The following is a 15466-nucleotide window of genomic DNA, read 5'->3' as shown; positions in this document are numbered from 1 at the left end:
CCGTGATCTTTAGGGATATTTTGCGGTAAATCAACGCGCCACGATTACGTCACCGGCGGCATCGACCGTGCCCTGCACGATCCGCCGCGAGGACAGGTTCTCTACCGAGACCCGTTCGTTTTCACCGGCATCGCCCATCGCGCGACCGGCAATGCGGACCTCGACCGAGCCGCGACGCGATACCAGGGCCACATTGTCTCCCCTCTTGATGAGACGCTGCACCACCAGATCGTTGTTCGACAGCAGGGCTCCGGCCTGCAACGGACGGCGGGCGATGCGACCGATCGCCGCGTTGGGATCGGCCAGCACTGCACCGGCAATCCGGGCGGCGTCACGCTGGGCAGTAGTGATATCGGCGGCGGTGAGGGTTTCTCCAGTGCCGATTCCACGATTGAGCACCAGCACGGTCTGGTTGCGCCGCACCTTTACGGGCACGAACAGGCGCCAGCCACCGGCATCCGGGCAGCTGACTTCGACCGTGGTGTTGGCGGTGGGCTGCACCTGCAGCGCGCCACCACACCTGGGCAGGCGCAGCGCATCGGCCACCTGGGCCTCGCCCTCGCTGCCGGCCGGCAGCGTCGACAACGCCGCGGCGCGAATGCTGGCCACCGGCTGCCAGTCGGCGGCAACCGCCCACGGCGAGGCCAGCGCCAGCGCGATGGCGAATAGAGATGTGACCCGGCGCATGGCGCCTCCTGTCGAGGGGATCTGGCCCTGGTGCGTGCAAGGGGTGTGCCAGATGGGCAGAGCTGCGTTTTGTAGAGTCGAGCCTCGGTCGAACATGGCGCGACGCCACAATTGCGGTGCGGACCACGCGGGCGGCAGAGCGCCCTCAAGTTCCGCCACTGCGGCGCCGATACAGCAGCCATGTCCCATGACCTGCTCAACCGGATCGACCAGCGGACCCGACTGGCCGGCCACAATCGCCTGGCGCTGCTGCTGTTCCGTCTCGGCGGACGTCAGCTTTTTGGCGTCAATGTCTTCAAGGTGCAGGAGGTCCTGCGGCGCCCGGAGCTGTTCCAGGTGCCCGGGCTGCCCAGCCAGTTCTCCGGCGTGGCCGACGTGCGCGGCCGTTCGGTGCCGGTGCTGGACCTCGGGCTGGCGATCGGCCATCCCGAGCGCGAGCCCGATGCGGACACCTCGCCCGGCTATCTGGTCGTCACCGAATTCAACCGTTCGATCCAGGGCTTCCTGGTCAGCGGCGTGGAGCGCATCGTCAACATCGCGGTGGAAGACATCCACCCGCCGCCGGAACTGGGCGCCGAATCGAGCTACCTGACCGCGGTGACCCGCTTCCAGGGCGAGCTGATCCAGGTGATCGACGTGGAAAGCGTACTGGCCGACATCGCCCAGGTCCGTGGCGAAGCGGTGCTGGACCCGACCATGGCAATGCCGGCCGACGGCCCGCAGCTGCAGGTGCTGGTGGTGGACGACTCGCGCGTAGCCCGCCAGCAGATCCGCAGCGTGCTGGACCAGCTGGGGGTGGGCGCCACCCTGCTTTCCGATGGCAAGCAGGCACTGGACCACCTGCTTCAGATCCATGCCTCCGGCGAGAACCCGGCCGAGCGCTACGCCATGGTCATCTCGGACATCGAGATGCCGGCCATGGACGGCTATACGCTGACGACGGAAATCCGGCGCCATCCGGGCCTGGCCGGCCTGTACGTGCTGCTGCACACCTCGCTGTCGGGCGTATTCAACAATGCGATGGTCGAGCGCGTCGGCGCCAACGCCTTCGTCGCCAAATACTCGCCTCACGAACTGGCTGACTTCGTGCTGGACCGCCTGCGCAAGGTCGCGATGGCGGCGTAGGGCCGCGTCACGGGTCTCCGCCGGGCATGGCCCGGCGCTACCACAACCTCCCCGACCCCTGGGCTAGCGCCGGACCATGCCCGGCGGACGCGATGTCGCGCGTGCTTTGGCACACCCCTTGCAGCTTCCCGGGCAACGTTCCCGTGGGAGTGCACCGTGCGCAACCTGATTACCGACTACCTGGGCGTCCACGCCCAGGCCATGCCGTTGCGCGAACAGCGGATGAAGCTGATCGCCAGCAACCTCGGCAATGCCGACACTCCCGGCTACAAGGCCCAGGACCTGGACTTCGATGCCGCCCTGCGCCATGCCCAGGGGCAGGATGCCAACGGCCTGATGACCACCACCAACGAGCAGCACTACGAAATCAGTAGTGGCCTGAATCCGTTCCAGATCGCGCGCGGCGGCGTACAGCCCAGCCTGGACGGCAACACCGTCGATCCCGATGCCGAGCGTGCCGCCTATGGCCGCGCCGCACTCGAATACCGCGCTTCGCTCAGCTTCGTCGAGAGCAAGGTGCGTTCCATGCTGACCGCGATCACGGGGCAATAAGCCATGAGCAACCTGCCGATCTTCGATATCGCCGGCTCCGCGCTGCAGGCGCAGTCGGTGCGCATGAGCACCATCGCCTCCAACCTCTCCAACGCCGACACCGTCGCCGGTTCCGCCGACGCCGTGTACAAGCCGCTGGAGCCGATCTTCCAGGCCGTGACCAGCAAGAACGATCCGAACATCACCTCGGTGAAGGTCAAGGAGATCACCCAGAGCGAGGCCGCGCCGATCAAGCGCTATGAGCCGGGCCACCCGCTGGCCGATGGCGATGGCTACATCTACCAGCCCGACGTCGATCCGGTGGCGCAGATGGTCAACCTGATCTCGACCTCGCGCAATTACCAGGCCGGCGTGGAGATGTTGACCACCGCCAAGGAACTGGCCCTGGCCACCCTGACCATGGGCCGCTGAGCCCCGCAGCACCGGATACCGCCATGACCACCGCCGTCAACAACCAGACCAGCCAGGACGTCTATTCCGCGCTGGGCCTGAACGCCCCGAACAGCAACGCCACCAAGAAGAAGAACACGCTGGACCAGGCCGATTTCCTGCGCCTGATGACCGAGCAGCTGCAGCACCAGGATCCGCTGAAGCCGATGGACAACACGCAGATGGTCGCGCAGATGGCGCAGATGTCCACCGTGCAGGGCATCACCGATCTGAACAAGACGGTGAAGGGCTTCCAGGAATCGATGGCCAGCGACCAGGTGCTGCGTGGTGCGGCACTGGTCGGCCACCAGGTGCTGGTGCCTTCGGAAAAGCTGGTGCTTGAGAAGGAAGGCAGCGTCGAAGGCACGGTGGCTGCGCCGTCGGCCGGCATCATCACCGTGGACATCACTGACGCCAACGGCGCCAAGGTCACGTCGCTGAGCGTGGAAGCCAAAGCCGCCGGCGAAACCGCCTTCCAGTGGGACGGCAAGGATGCGAACGGCAAGCGCATGGAACCGGGCAAGTACTCGGTCGTCGCCAACCACGTCGACACCGCCGGCAAGAGCACCAAGCTGTCCACCTACGTACAGGCACCGGTGGAGAGCGTGACCGTCGGTTCCGACGGCCTGTACCTGAACCTCAAGGGCCTGGGCACGGCCCCGATTGACTACGTGCTCCGCGTCAGCTGAGCCGCACATTCCGCATCAACCAGGAGCATCCCATGGGCTTCAACGTCTCTCTGTCCGGCATCAATGCCGCCAACACCGACCTGAGCGTCACCGCCAACAACGTCGCCAACGTCAACACCGCCGGCTTCAAGCAATCGCGCGCCGAATTCGCCGACCTGTTCGCCTCCACCAGCTACGGCCTGTCGAAGAACCAGACCGGCTCGGGCGTCCGTGTTTCCAATGTCGCCCAGCAGTTCATCCAGGGCCACAATGAACAGACCGGCCGCAGCCTGGACATGGCGATCTCCGGTGAGGGCTTCTTCACCATGAACATGAACGGCTCGCGCGTGTACTCGCGTGCCGGCAATTTCCAGACCGATTCCGCCGGTTACGTGATCAACCCGCAGGGCGCGCGACTGCAGGTGTTCGCGCCGAATGCCGATGGCACCAACTTCGATGCAGGCCGTCTGGTCGACCTGCAGCTGCTGACCACCGACAGCCCGCCGAAGCAGACCAGCGAAGTGAAGGTCGGCTTCACCCTGCCGGCCAACGCCAAGCAGCCGACGGTCGCAAATTTCGATCCAACCGACTCCAACAGCTACAACCATTCCAGCGGTGGCATCACCGTGTACGACTCGCTGGGCGTCAGCCATATCCAGGTCTCGTACTTCGTGAAGGGCGCCAATCCAAACGAGTGGACCGTGCACAACTACGTGGACGGCCAACCGGCCGGCACCCCGACCGCGGTCGCCTTCGATAACAGCGGCAAGCTGACCACTCCGGCCAACGGCAAGGTCAGCCTCGGCACGTTCACCCCGACCACCGGCGCCGGTCAGCTCAACATGACGCTGGATATCAGCGGCTCGACCCAGTACGGAGAGAAGTTCGCTCTGCGCAACACCCAGCAGGACGGCTATGCCGCCGGCAAGCTCAACGAGATCACCGTGTCGGAAACCGGCGTGGTCTATGCCCGCTATTCCAACGGTGACGACAAGCCCCTCGGCCAGGTCGCACTGACCACCTTCAACAACCCGCAGGGCCTGGAGCAGAAGGGCAACAACCTGTGGGTGGAGACGTTCGAGTCGGGTACGCCGCGCACCGGCATGCCGGACACCTCCAACCTCGGCAAGATCCAGGCCGGCTCGCTGGAAGCGTCCACCGTCGACCTCACCGAGCAGCTGGTCAACATGATCACCGCGCAGCGCAACTTCCAGGCCAACGCGCAGATGATCACGACCCAGGATCAGATCACCCAGACCGTCATCAACATCCGTTGATGACGCGCTGACCCTGTCACGGAACTCCCCGCATGGATAAAGCCCTTTACGTGGCGATGACCGGTGCCCGCGCCTCCCTGCAGGCGCAGGGCACGCTCAGCCACAACCTCGCCAACTCCGACACCCCCGGCTTCAAGGAAGCGCTGGCCAACACCGAAGCCTTCCCGATCCGTGGCCCGGGCTTTGCCTCGCGGGTGGATGCGCTGCATGTCGACGCCGGGTTCAACCGCACGCCCGGTTCGCAGCACATCACCGGCAAGCCGCTGGATCTGTCCCTGCAGACCGGCACCTGGCTGGCCGTGCAGTCCAGTGACGGCAGCGAGGCCTACACGCGCGGCGCGGCGTTGTCGGTGACGCCGAACGGCCAGCTGGTGACCTCCAGCGGCCGTCCGGTACTGGATGACAACAACAACCCGATCGCCATTCCGCCCTACCAGGCGATGGAGATCGGTGCCGACGGCACGCTCTCGATCATCCCGCAGGGCGAAGGCCCGCAGACCATGGCACAGATCGGTCGCATCAAAGTGGTGCAGGCACCGGATGAACGCCTGGAGCGTGGCTTGGATGGCCTGTTCCGCAACACCGACCCACGCCAGCCGTTCGCACCGGCACAGGGCACGGCCGTGCACAGCGGCCAGCTGGAAGGCAGCAACGTGGACGCCGCTGGCGCGCTGGTGCAGATGATCCAGCTGCAGCGCCAGTACGAAATGCAGGTGCAGGTGATCAAGCACGGCGACGAGAACGCGCGCAGCGCCAACAGCATGCTGCGCCTGGGCAGCTGACGGAATTCCGGCGCCGGCTGATGCCGGCGCTGGCACACCGCTTGCACACCCGCATTCAAGGGCCGCACCACGCGGCCGGCTTCACCAGACAGGACACCGAAGATGAACCAGGCATTGTGGATCGCGAAAACCGGACTGGATGCGCAGCAGATGCGCATGTCGGTGGTTTCCAACAACCTCGCCAACACCAACACCACCGGCTTCAAGCAAGACCGTGCCAGTTTTGAAGACCTGCTGTACCAGCAGGTGCGCCAGCCCGGCGGCTCTTCGTCGGCGCAGACCCAGTTGCCGACCGGCCTGCAGCTCGGCACCGGCGTGCGCGTGGTCGCCACCGCCAAGAATTTTGAACAGGGCGGCCAGCAGCAGACCGGCCGCGCCCTGGACGTGATGGTCAACGGCCGCGGCTTCTTCGAAGTTCAGATGCCTGATGGCAGCTCGGCCTACACCCGTGATGGCTCGTTCAAGATCAACCAGGACAGCGAACTGGTCACCAACAGCGGCTACCCGGTGCAGCCTGGCATCCAGATTCCCGAAGGCGCGCAGTCGGTGACCATCGGTACCGACGGCACCATCAGCGTGAAGATGGCCGACGGTGCGGCGTCGGTGGAAGTGGGTGCGCTGACCCTGACCGACTTCGTCAATCCGGCCGGCCTGCAGGCTCGCGGCGAGAACCTGTTCCTGGAGACCACCGCTTCCGGTCCGGCACAGAACGGCAACCCCGGGCTCAACGGCCTCGGCACCGTGGTGCAGGGCGCGCTGGAAGGCAGCAACGTCAACGTGGTGGAAGAGCTGGTGTCGATGATCGAAACCCAGCGCGCCTACGAAATGAACGCCAAGGCGATCTCCACCACCGATTCGATGCTCGGCTACCTCAACAACAAGCTCTGACCGGCCAAACCGGGAAACCGCCATGTCGCCCATTTCCAACTTCGCCCGCACTGCCCTCGCCTGCGCCGTGGCCGCCCTGCTCGGTGGCTGCGTGATCGCCGGCGACGTGCGTCCCTACCCGACGATGGCGCCGATCCAGCCGATCATGCCGCCGCAGGCCCAGCCGACCGCGGGTGCCATCTATGCCGCCGGCCCGACCATGCAGCTGTATTCGGACCGCCGCGCACGCGATGTTGGCGACCTGCTGACCATCACCCTGCTGGAAAACACCACCGCGCAAACCAGTGCGAATACCGCAACCAACAAGGAATCGAACCTGAGCCTGGGCACGCCGTCCATTCTCGGCGCGCCGGTCACCCTCGGCGGTAAGGACATCCTGAGTGCCACGGCCAAGGGCGCGCGTGACTTCACCGGCAAGGGCAACAGCGCGCAGAGCAACCGCCTGCAGGGCAGCGTCACGGTCACCGTGGTCCAACGCCTGCCCAACGGCAACCTGGTGGTACAGGGGCAGAAGAACCTGCGGCTGAACCAGGGCGATGAACTGGTGCAGGTGCAGGGCATCGTCCGCCCGGGCGACATCAGCCAGGACAACACCATTCCGTCCAGCCGCGTGGCCGAGGCCCGCATCGTCTACGGCGGCCGTGGCCCCGTCGCGCAGTCCAACGCGATGGGCTGGCTGAGCCGCTTCTTCAACTCCGGCCTGACGCCGTTCTGAGTATGGGCATGAAACTCTTCTCCTCTTCCTCCTGGCAGCGACGCATGGCGTCGCTCTACTGTGGCGTGCTCATGGTCTTCGCAGTGGTTGCCCCGGCCAGCGCCGAGCGCATCAAGGACCTGGCCCAGGTCGGCGGCGTGCGCGGCAATGCGCTGGTGGGCTATGGCCTGGTGGTCGGCCTGGATGGCAGCGGCGACCGCACCAGCCAGGCCCCCTTCACCGTGCAGAGCCTGAAGAACCTGCTTGGCGAGCTGGGCGTAAACGTGCCGCCGAACGTCAACCCGCAGCTGAAGAACGTGGCCGCCGTGGCGATCCACGCCGAACTGCCGCCATTCGCCAAGCCGGGCCAGCCGATCGACATCACCGTATCCTCCATCGGCAATGCGGTCTCGCTGCGTGGCGGTTCGCTGCTGATGGCGCCGCTGCGTGGTGCCGACGGCCAGATCTACGCGATCGCCCAGGGCAACCTGATCGTCGGCGGCTTTGGTGCGCAGGGCAAGGATGGTTCCCGTGTCTCGGTGAACGTGCCCAGCGTCGGCCGCATTCCCAACGGTGCAACCGTGGAACGTGCCCTGCCCGATCCGCTGGCCAATGGCGGCGACATCACCCTGAACCTGCACAACAACGACTTCACCACGGTCTCGCGCATGGTCGCCGCGCTCAACAACGCCTTTGGCGAAGGTGCCGCGCGTGCGGTCGACGGCGTGACCGTGGCGGTCACCGCGCCGACCGATCCGGGCGCACGCATCGGCCTGCTGGCGCGCATCGAGAACCTGGAACTGACCCCCGGCAGCGCCCCGGCCAAGGTGGTGGTCAATTCGCGCACCGGCACCGTGGTCATCGGCCAGCAGGTGCGGGTCGGCCCTGCCGCGATCTCGCATGGTTCGCTGACGGTGACGATCCAGGAGAACACCAACGTCAGCCAGCCCAACGCGCTGTCCGGCGGCCGTACCGTGGCCAGCCCGCAGTCGACCATCACCGCCACCAACGATGGCAGCCGCATGTTCAAGTTCAGCGGCGGCACCACCCTGGACGAGATCGTGCACGCGGTGAACGCCGTGGGTGCAGCACCAGGCGATCTCATCGCGATCCTGGAAGCCCTGAAGCAGGCCGGCGCCCTGAGTGCCGAGCTCGAGGTGATCTGATATGCGCATCAATCCCGCATTCGATCTGCACCCGGCGCAACAGAACGATCCGGCCAAGATCGACAAGGTCGCGCGCCAACTGGAAGGCCAGTTCGCGCAGATGCTGGTCAAGAGCATGCGTGACGCCAGCTTCGGCGACTCGCTGTTCCCCGGCGAGAACAAGATGTTCCGCGACATGTACGACCAGAAGATTGCCGAGGCGATGACCCGCGGCAAGGGCCTGGGACTGTCGGGCATGATCAGCCGGCAGCTGTCCGGGCAGGCCGCCGAGGGTCCGGCGCTGGATACCCGCGTGGACCCGGCCAAGGCCAGCCGTGCTTACCAGCTCAATGCACCGGCCAAGCCGGCACCGTCGCTGCCATTGGAAGATGGCAGCCAGGCCGTGCGCCTGCTGCAGCAGCTGGCCGCCGGTGCACAGCAGGGTACACAGGCGGCTGTCGCGCCGATGGAGCAGGCCCTGGACCTGATCGCCGGCCGTGAGAGCAGCAGCATGCACCGCTCGCTGGGCACCGAGGATCCGTACATCGGCAGCCTGCAGGGCGAGGACTGGTCCGCCAGCAGCGACCAGTGGTCGGCTACCGCCAGCAACCGCGGCACCACGGTCAGCCCGGCCGATGCGATGGCTACCCGCACCGCCGTCGCCCAGCTGGGCGAACACACCCCGGAAGGCTTCGTCGCCAGTATCTGGCAGCACGCGCAGAGTGCGGCCAAGGAGCTGGGCGTGGACGCCCGCGCCCTGGTCGCCCAGGCGGCGCTGGAGACCGGCTGGGGCAAGCGCCACATCAAGCATGCCGACGGCAGCACTTCGCACAACCTGTTCGGCATCAAGGCCAATGGCTGGAACGGCCAGCGCGCCACGGCCGGCACCCACGAATATGTCGATGGCGTGCGCCGCAACGAGACCGCCAGCTTCCGCGCCTACAGTTCGCCGGCCGAGAGCTTCGCCGACTACGTGCGCCTGCTGAAGACCAGCCCGCGTTACCAGCAGGCCCTGCAGGCCGGCACCGACGTGCAGGGCTTCGCCCGCGGCCTGCAGCGCGCCGGCTATGCCACCGATCCGCGCTATGCGGCCAAGATCGCCGCGATCGCCGGCGGACCGACCATCGAGCGCGCCGTCAGCGCCGTCGCCGATGCCGGCTCGCGCCTTGGCCAGACCTTCGCCAGCACCGCAACCGCGGCGCTGGGTATCACTCGTCGTTGAGGAACCCCATGTCCAGCGTACTTTCCACCGGTACCGGTGCCCTGCTCGCCTTCCAGCGTGCGTTGGCGACCACCAGCCACAACGTGGCCAACCTCAATACACCCGGCTACAGCCGGCAGAAGGTCAACTTCGCCACCGCCGATCCGCAGAACTACGGCTATGGCACGGTCGGCAACGGCACCCGTATCACCGACATCCGCCGCACCGCCGACCAGCTGGCGATCTCGCGCCTGCTCGACAGCAGCGGTGAGCTGGCACGCCTGAAGCAGCTTTCCAGCATGGCCGACCGGGTCAACTCGCTGTTCTCCGACGCCGCCACCAACGTGGCCGGTGTGTGGTCGAACTTCTTCGACTCGGTCAGCGGCCTGTCCTCCAATGCCTCCGGCACCGCCGATCGCCAGAACATGCTCGACGGCGGCAAGGCGCTGGCCAACCGCTTCGTGCAGCTCAACACCCACCTGAACAACCTCAACAGCGAGGTCAACAACGGCCTGATGGCCGGTGCCACCGAGGTCAACCGCCTGGCGCAGGAGATCGCGCAGATCAACGGTGCCATCGGCACCAACATCGCCACGGCTGCGCCTGACCTGCTCGACCGCCGCGACCAGCTGATCACCCAGTTGATCGGCTACACCGGTGGCACGGCAGTGATCCAGGACGGCGGCATCATGAATGTCTACACCGCCGGCGGCAACGCGCTGGTGGTGGGTACCACGGCGACCAAGGTCACCACCGTGGCCGACCCGTACCAGCCCGAGCGCCTGCAGCTGGCTCTGGAGACGCAGGGCAATACGATCCGGCTTGACGCAAAGGCGGTCGGTGGCCAGATCGGTGGCCTGCTGGAGTTCCGCGACACCGTGCTGACCCCGGCCCAGGCCGAACTGGGCAAGCTCGCCGTGGGCCTGGCCGAAACGTTCAACCAGGCCCATCACCAGGGCGTGGACATGTATGGCCAGCTGGGTGGCGACTTCTTCAACATCGGCAACCCGCGCGTCACCGCCAACAACAGCAATACCGGCACTGCCAGCCTCAGCGCGACCTATGGCGACCTGGGCAAGCTGGACGCGCAGAACGTGGTGCTGCAGTTCGATGGCACCAACTGGAAGGCCAGCCGGGCCGACACCGGCGCCAGCGTGCCGCTGACCGGTTCCGGCACCGCTGCCGATCCGCTGGTGATCAACGGCGTCAAGATGGTGGTCGGGGGCACCCCGGCCGCCAATGATCGGTTCCTGTTGCAGCCCACCGCAGGCGTGGCCGGCAGCATGGAAGTGGCGATCACCGATCCCTCGCGCATCGCTGCGGCTGCTGCGGTGAAGGGCGCGGCCGCGACCTCCAACACCGGTACCGGCAAGCTGAGTGGGGTCACCGTCAGCGATTCGACCAACGCCAACCTGCGCAATCCGGCCGCGATCGTGTTCACCTCGGCCACCACCTACACCATCGATGGCGGCCCGCCGCAGACCTACACCCCCGGCCAGACCATCAGTGCCAACGGTTGGAGCTTCGTGCTGGATGGCGCACCGAAGGTCGGCGACACCTTCAACATCACCCCGACCCCGGCCGGCTCGTCGGACAACAGCAATGCCTCCAGGCTGGCCAAGGTGGAAAGCGCGAAGGCCTTCAATGCCGGCACCGTGACCCTGAACGGCGCACTGGGAGGCCTGACCACCCAGGTCGGTGCCGCCGCGCGCTCGGCCGAGTACTCGCTGGAGGCCCAGCTGGTGATCAACGACAAGGCGCAGGAAGCGCGCGATGAAGTGTCCGGCGTCAATCTGGACGAGGAAGCCGCCGACATGCTGCGTCTGCAGCAGGCCTACCAGGCGGCCTCGCAGCTGATCTCCACCGCCGACAGCATGTTCCAGACCATCCTGGGAGCCGTCCGCCGATGAGCAGCCGCATCTCCACCAGCATGATGTACAACCAGTCGGTGTCGCTGATGATGGCCAAGCAGGCCAAGCTCAGCCACCTGGAGCAGCAGATCGCCACCGGCAGCAAGATCGTCACCGCCAAGGACGATCCGGTCGGCGCCGGCGCTGCGGTCGGACTGGACCGCAGCCTGGCCGCACTGGACCGCATGAAGCTCAACGCCGGCAACGTGCAGAACCGGCTGGGTGTGCAGGAAAACACCCTGGCACAGGTCAACGATCTGATGGGGCGGGTCAACGACCTGACCATCCAGGCCAGCAACCCCGCGTTGAGCGCTGCCGACAAGAAGACGCTGATCACCGAGCTGAACCAGATCCGCGACGGCCTGCTGTCGCTGGCCAACGCCGAGGACGGCACCGGTCGCTATGTGTTCGGCGGCACCAACGATGGTGATCCTCCGTTCGCCAAGATCAACGGCAAGGTGGTCTATCGCGGTGACCAGACCCAGCGCCAGATCGAGGTTGGGCCCGATACCTACGTCCGCGATGCCCTGCCCGGCAGCGAGATCTTCATGCGCATCCCCACCGGCGATGGCTTCGTCGATGGCGGTGCCGCCGCCGGCAACTCCGGCAACGGCGTGCTGACCAACATCACCCGCGATGGCAGCGACAGCTGGAACGGACAGAGCTTCAGCGTCCGCTTCACCGCCGCCAACCAGTACGAAGTGCTGGATGGTGCCGGCAATGTGACCGGCACCGGCACTTACAAGGCCGGTGATGATCTGGAAGTGAACGGCGTACGTCTGCAGATCACCGGTGCGCCTGCCGCAGGCGACAGCTTCAACGTGAAGCCGGCGAGCAGCCGCGACATCTTCGACACCATGGACAAGCTGATCACCGCGCTTGACGCCGACACCGGCACCACCGCGAAGATGAGCGCACAGCAGAACGAGTTGCAGAGCGCGTTGCGCGACGTGGCACGGGCGTCGGAGCGGATGATCGACTCACGTGCGGCCGGCGGTGCGCAGCTGAAAGCCCTGGACAATGCCGCCGACATGCGTGAAGCCAACAGCGTGACGTTGAAGACCACGCTGTCGCAGATGCGCGACCTGGACTACGCCGATGCGCTGAGCCAGTACCAGCTGCAGAGCACTGCACTGCAGGCGGCACAGACGATCTTCTCGCAGATGCAGTCGATGTCGTTGTTCAACAAGATCCGCTGACGCACCTCCTGCGTCACCCCTGAAAGGCCGCGATGCCCTGCATCGCGGCCTTTTTCGTTTCTGCGGCCCGTTGCCGCCGGGCGCGCCGACCTGCCTTCCGCGGATTTTCCGTGATTGCCCATCAAGCCCAGCTGGCCCCCGCCGATACCTTCATCAGCGCTGGCTGGGCTTGCCCAGCCGCCCCTTCCGGGGTCGCCTTCACGTCCGTCGAGGGCTGGAAAACCCCGGAAAAACAGCCTCCGGCAACGAATTACGGCTTCAGCGGAATTCACGGCTAAAGGTTGTTGACAAAGCGCCGTTATTCATTTGGCAACAACGAAGCACACAGCCACACAAAAAAACAGGCGGCGCTTCGTTTCATTCACCAACGGGTTCCATATAAGAGGAGACGACCCCATGGCACAGGTAATCAACACCAATACGATGTCGCTCAACGCTCAGCGCAACCTGAGCACCAGCGGCAACTCGCTGGCCACCACCATCCAGCGCCTCTCGTCCGGCCTGCGCATCAACAGCGCGAAGGACGACGCCGCCGGCCTGGCGATCTCGGAGCGCTTCAGCACCCAGATCCGCGGCCTGGACGTGGCCATCCGCAACGCCAACGACGGCATCTCGCTGGCCCAGGTCGCCGAAGGCTCGCTGAGCGAAGTCGGCAACAACCTGCAGCGCATCCGCGAACTGGCCGTGCAGGCCTCCAATGCCACCAACTCCAGCAGCGACCGCAAGGCCCTGCAGGCCGAAGTGACCCAGCTGATCTCGGAGGTGGACCGCGTCGCCAAGCAGAGTGACTTCAACGGCACCAAGCTGCTGGACGGCTCGTTCACCAGCCAGCTGTTCCAGGTCGGCGCCAATGCCGGTCAGGCAATCGCGATCAACAGCGTCGTCGATGCCAAGGCAGATACGCTGGGTGCAGCGACCTTCGCCAACGTCTACGACACCCAGGCCATCACGGCCGACAAGGCTACAGCCGATACGACCTTCTCCGGCCTGCAGATCAGCATCACCCCCCAGGGCGCTGCCGCCCCAACCACCGTCAAGATTCCCGACTTCACTGTGAAGGCAGGGGAATCGATCACAGCCGCCACAGCTGCCGCAGTTAACAGCCGCCTCGGTGAGACCGGCGTCATGGCGAAGGTGGACGCCGGCAAGCTCTCCCTGCACTCAGCCGCAGCTGGGCAAACGTTCGCACTTTCGGTCAGCGCCACCCCGACCACCGGCGCTACCGCAGTGGACGCGAACTTTGCCAACATCGGCCTACAGCAGGTTGCAGCCGGCACCGGGGGCACGCTGACCGGCGCAACCGCACGCCACGTCGAAGACCTCAATGTGAGCACCGTTGAGGGTGCACAGCAGGCACTGTCGATCGTCGACAAGGCTCTTGAGTCGGTCAACAGCGTGCGCGCCGACCTCGGCGCGATCCAGAACCGCTTCACCTCGGTGGTGGCCAACCTGCAGACCTCCTCGGAGAACCTGTCGGCCTCGCGCAGCCGCATCCGCGATACCGACTTCGCCAAGGAAACCGCCGAACTGACCCGCACCCAGATCCTGCAGCAGGCCGGTACGGCCATGCTGGCCCAGGCCAACCAGGTACCGCAGAACGTGCTCAGCCTGTTGCAGCGCTGACATGAGCCGCCCCCGGGGCACGTCGGGGGCGTCTAACCCAACTCACGTGCAACCGCTCAAGGACCTCTCCTCATGGCACAAGTCATCAACACCAACACGATGTCGTTGAATGCTCAGCGTAACCTGAGCACCAGCGGCAGCTCGCTGGCCACCACCATCCAGCGCCTGTCCTCCGGTTCGCGCATCAACAGCGCCAAGGACGACGCCGCTGGCCTGGCGATCTCCGAGCGCTTCGGCACGCAGATCCGCGGTACCGACGTCGCCATCCGTAATGCCAACGACGGCATCTCGCTGGCCCAGGTCGCCGAAGGTTCGCTGACCGAGATCGGCAACAACCTGCAGCGTATCCGTGAGCTATCGGTGCAGTCGGCCAACGCCACCAATTCCAGTAGCGACCGCAAGGCCTTGCAGTCGGAAGTCGACCAGTTGGTCAGCGAAATCGACCGTGTCGCCAAGCAGTCCGAATTCAATGGCACCAAGCTTCTGGATGGCTCGTTCTCCAGCCAGCTGTTCCAGGTGGGTGCCAACGCTGGCCAGGCCATTGCGATCGACAAGATTACAAACGCCCAAGCGAGCTCGATCGGTACCTCGACCTTCGCCCAGAACGGCACCCTGACGATGGCTGCCGGCACCGCGCTGACCAGCGGCGAAATCACGGGCCTGAAGATCGGTAGCGTGGATCTTGGCACTGTGAAGTACGAGCAGGGTGCCGATGCGGCCGCTACCCAGGCCAACGCCACGAATGCCACCATCGCGGCGATCAACGCCAAGATGGGTGAAACCGGTGTCTACGCACAGCAGACAAATGACGGCGCCAGCCCGCCGGTGTTCACTGCTGGGTCGATCACCCTGACCTCAATCAAGGCCGACCTCAAGGCGGCCGACATCACGGCACTGACCGTCGCCGGCGGCACCGGTAGCGTCACCGTCGGTACTCAGATCCAGGCTGGCACCGCTGCCTCGACTCTGAAGGACGTCAAGATCACCGACGTGGCCGGTGCCCAGAAAGCCCTGGAAATCGTCGATAACGCTCTGCAGTCGATCAACAGCACGCGTGCGGACCTCGGTGCGGTGCAGAACCGCTTCACCTCGGTCGTCGCCAACCTGCAGACCTCGACGGAAAACCTGTCCGCCTCGCGCAGCCGCATCAAGGATACCGATTTCGCCAAGGAAACCGCCGAACTGACCCGCACCCAGATCCTGCAGCAGGCCGGTACGGCCATGCTGGCCCAGGCCAACCAGGTGCCGCAGGGCGTGCTCAGCCTGCTGCGCTGATCCGCTTCCTG

Annotated in this window: 15 protein-coding genes; 14 read left to right on the top strand and 1 reads right to left on the bottom strand. The window is 65.7% G+C overall.

Annotation, left to right across the window (positions count from 1 at the left end):
- Positions 1-30: 30 nt before the first annotated feature.
- Positions 31-687, bottom strand: a complete 657-nt coding sequence (flgA, locus tag AC5P6E_RS05025; protein WP_010485884.1) for a flagellar basal body P-ring formation chaperone FlgA — start codon at positions 685-687, stop codon at positions 31-33.
- A gap of 180 nt (positions 688-867) precedes the next feature.
- Here flgA and AC5P6E_RS05020 point away from each other — a divergent pair, with 180 nt between their 5' ends.
- The 14 genes from AC5P6E_RS05020 (at position 868) to AC5P6E_RS04955 (ending at position 15455) form a co-directional block, all read left to right on the top strand.
- On the top strand, positions 868-1812 hold the full coding sequence (locus AC5P6E_RS05020; RefSeq protein ID WP_010485887.1) for a chemotaxis protein: 945 nt from the start codon (positions 868-870) through the stop codon (positions 1810-1812).
- A gap of 156 nt (positions 1813-1968) precedes the next feature.
- On the top strand, positions 1969-2364 hold the full coding sequence (gene flgB / locus AC5P6E_RS05015; RefSeq protein ID WP_019337420.1) for a flagellar basal body rod protein FlgB: 396 nt from the start codon (positions 1969-1971) through the stop codon (positions 2362-2364).
- A 3-nt stretch (positions 2365-2367) separates the two neighbouring features.
- Positions 2368-2775 (top strand): flagellar basal body rod protein FlgC, encoded by a 408-nt coding sequence (gene flgC, locus AC5P6E_RS05010; protein ID WP_010485892.1) that lies wholly within the window; start codon positions 2368-2370, stop codon positions 2773-2775.
- Positions 2776-2798: 23 nt separating this feature from the next.
- On the top strand, positions 2799-3482 hold the full coding sequence (locus tag AC5P6E_RS05005) for a flagellar hook assembly protein FlgD (protein WP_010485894.1): 684 nt from the start codon (positions 2799-2801) through the stop codon (positions 3480-3482).
- Between the two features lie 32 nt (positions 3483-3514).
- Positions 3515-4738, top strand: a complete 1224-nt coding sequence (gene flgE, locus AC5P6E_RS05000) for a flagellar hook protein FlgE (RefSeq protein ID WP_019337419.1) — start codon at positions 3515-3517, stop codon at positions 4736-4738.
- A gap of 32 nt (positions 4739-4770) precedes the next feature.
- A complete protein-coding gene (locus tag AC5P6E_RS04995) occupies positions 4771-5520 on the top strand; it encodes a flagellar basal body rod protein FlgF (RefSeq protein ID WP_019337418.1) in 750 nt (249 codons plus the stop codon).
- Between the two features lie 102 nt (positions 5521-5622).
- Positions 5623-6408: a flagellar basal-body rod protein FlgG gene (gene flgG / locus AC5P6E_RS04990; protein ID WP_005409571.1), complete on the top strand. Its 786-nt coding sequence runs from the start codon at positions 5623-5625 to the stop codon at positions 6406-6408.
- 22 nt (positions 6409-6430) lie between these two features.
- Complete coding sequence (gene flgH / locus AC5P6E_RS04985; RefSeq protein WP_019337417.1) at positions 6431-7123, top strand: flagellar basal body L-ring protein FlgH; 693 nt, start codon at positions 6431-6433, stop codon at positions 7121-7123.
- A gap of 2 nt (positions 7124-7125) precedes the next feature.
- Positions 7126-8268: a flagellar basal body P-ring protein FlgI gene (locus AC5P6E_RS04980; protein WP_019337416.1), complete on the top strand. Its 1143-nt coding sequence runs from the start codon at positions 7126-7128 to the stop codon at positions 8266-8268.
- Position 8269: 1 nt separating this feature from the next.
- Positions 8270-9469, top strand: a complete 1200-nt coding sequence (flgJ, locus tag AC5P6E_RS04975) for a flagellar assembly peptidoglycan hydrolase FlgJ (protein WP_019337415.1) — start codon at positions 8270-8272, stop codon at positions 9467-9469.
- A gap of 8 nt (positions 9470-9477) precedes the next feature.
- Positions 9478-11358 (top strand): flagellar hook-associated protein FlgK, encoded by a 1881-nt coding sequence (gene flgK, locus AC5P6E_RS04970; protein WP_019337414.1) that lies wholly within the window; start codon positions 9478-9480, stop codon positions 11356-11358.
- Positions 11355-12557 (top strand): flagellar hook-associated protein FlgL, encoded by a 1203-nt coding sequence (gene flgL / locus AC5P6E_RS04965; RefSeq protein WP_019337413.1) that lies wholly within the window; start codon positions 11355-11357, stop codon positions 12555-12557. Before flgK ends, flgL begins: the two co-directional genes overlap by 4 nt.
- Before the next feature lie 396 nt (positions 12558-12953).
- Positions 12954-14180 (top strand): flagellin, encoded by a 1227-nt coding sequence (locus AC5P6E_RS04960; protein WP_019337412.1) that lies wholly within the window; start codon positions 12954-12956, stop codon positions 14178-14180.
- 72 nt (positions 14181-14252) lie between these two features.
- The gene (locus AC5P6E_RS04955; RefSeq protein WP_019336594.1) at positions 14253-15455 is read left to right on the top strand and encodes a flagellin; all 1203 of its coding nucleotides are present in this window, start codon (positions 14253-14255) and stop codon (positions 15453-15455) included.
- Positions 15456-15466: the final 11 nt, after the last annotated feature.

The sequence above is a fragment of the Stenotrophomonas sp. YJH_SMC_16 genome (assembly GCF_059367875.1).
The sequence above is the reverse complement of the archived record's forward strand: the minus strand, read 5'-3'. Positions and strand labels throughout refer to the sequence as shown.

What these genes read in the sequence shown, in the direction of transcription:
- flgA (WP_010485884.1), bottom strand. Translation starts at nt 687, where the DNA reads ATGCGCCGGGTCACATCTCTATTCGCCATCGCGCTGGCGCTGGCCTCG.
- AC5P6E_RS05020 (WP_010485887.1), top strand. Translation starts at nt 868, where the DNA reads ATGTCCCATGACCTGCTCAACCGGATCGACCAGCGGACCCGACTGGCC.
- flgC (WP_010485892.1), top strand. Translation starts at nt 2,368, where the DNA reads ATGAGCAACCTGCCGATCTTCGATATCGCCGGCTCCGCGCTGCAGGCG.
- AC5P6E_RS05005 (WP_010485894.1), top strand. Translation starts at nt 2,799, where the DNA reads ATGACCACCGCCGTCAACAACCAGACCAGCCAGGACGTCTATTCCGCG.
- flgE (WP_019337419.1), top strand. Translation starts at nt 3,515, where the DNA reads ATGGGCTTCAACGTCTCTCTGTCCGGCATCAATGCCGCCAACACCGAC.
- AC5P6E_RS04995 (WP_019337418.1), top strand. Translation starts at nt 4,771, where the DNA reads ATGGATAAAGCCCTTTACGTGGCGATGACCGGTGCCCGCGCCTCCCTG.
- flgG (WP_005409571.1), top strand. Translation starts at nt 5,623, where the DNA reads ATGAACCAGGCATTGTGGATCGCGAAAACCGGACTGGATGCGCAGCAG.
- flgH (WP_019337417.1), top strand. Translation starts at nt 6,431, where the DNA reads ATGTCGCCCATTTCCAACTTCGCCCGCACTGCCCTCGCCTGCGCCGTG.
- AC5P6E_RS04980 (WP_019337416.1), top strand. Translation starts at nt 7,126, where the DNA reads ATGGGCATGAAACTCTTCTCCTCTTCCTCCTGGCAGCGACGCATGGCG.
- flgJ (WP_019337415.1), top strand. Translation starts at nt 8,270, where the DNA reads ATGCGCATCAATCCCGCATTCGATCTGCACCCGGCGCAACAGAACGAT.
- flgK (WP_019337414.1), top strand. Translation starts at nt 9,478, where the DNA reads ATGTCCAGCGTACTTTCCACCGGTACCGGTGCCCTGCTCGCCTTCCAG.
- flgL (WP_019337413.1), top strand. Translation starts at nt 11,355, where the DNA reads ATGAGCAGCCGCATCTCCACCAGCATGATGTACAACCAGTCGGTGTCG.
- AC5P6E_RS04960 (WP_019337412.1), top strand. Translation starts at nt 12,954, where the DNA reads ATGGCACAGGTAATCAACACCAATACGATGTCGCTCAACGCTCAGCGC.
- AC5P6E_RS04955 (WP_019336594.1), top strand. Translation starts at nt 14,253, where the DNA reads ATGGCACAAGTCATCAACACCAACACGATGTCGTTGAATGCTCAGCGT.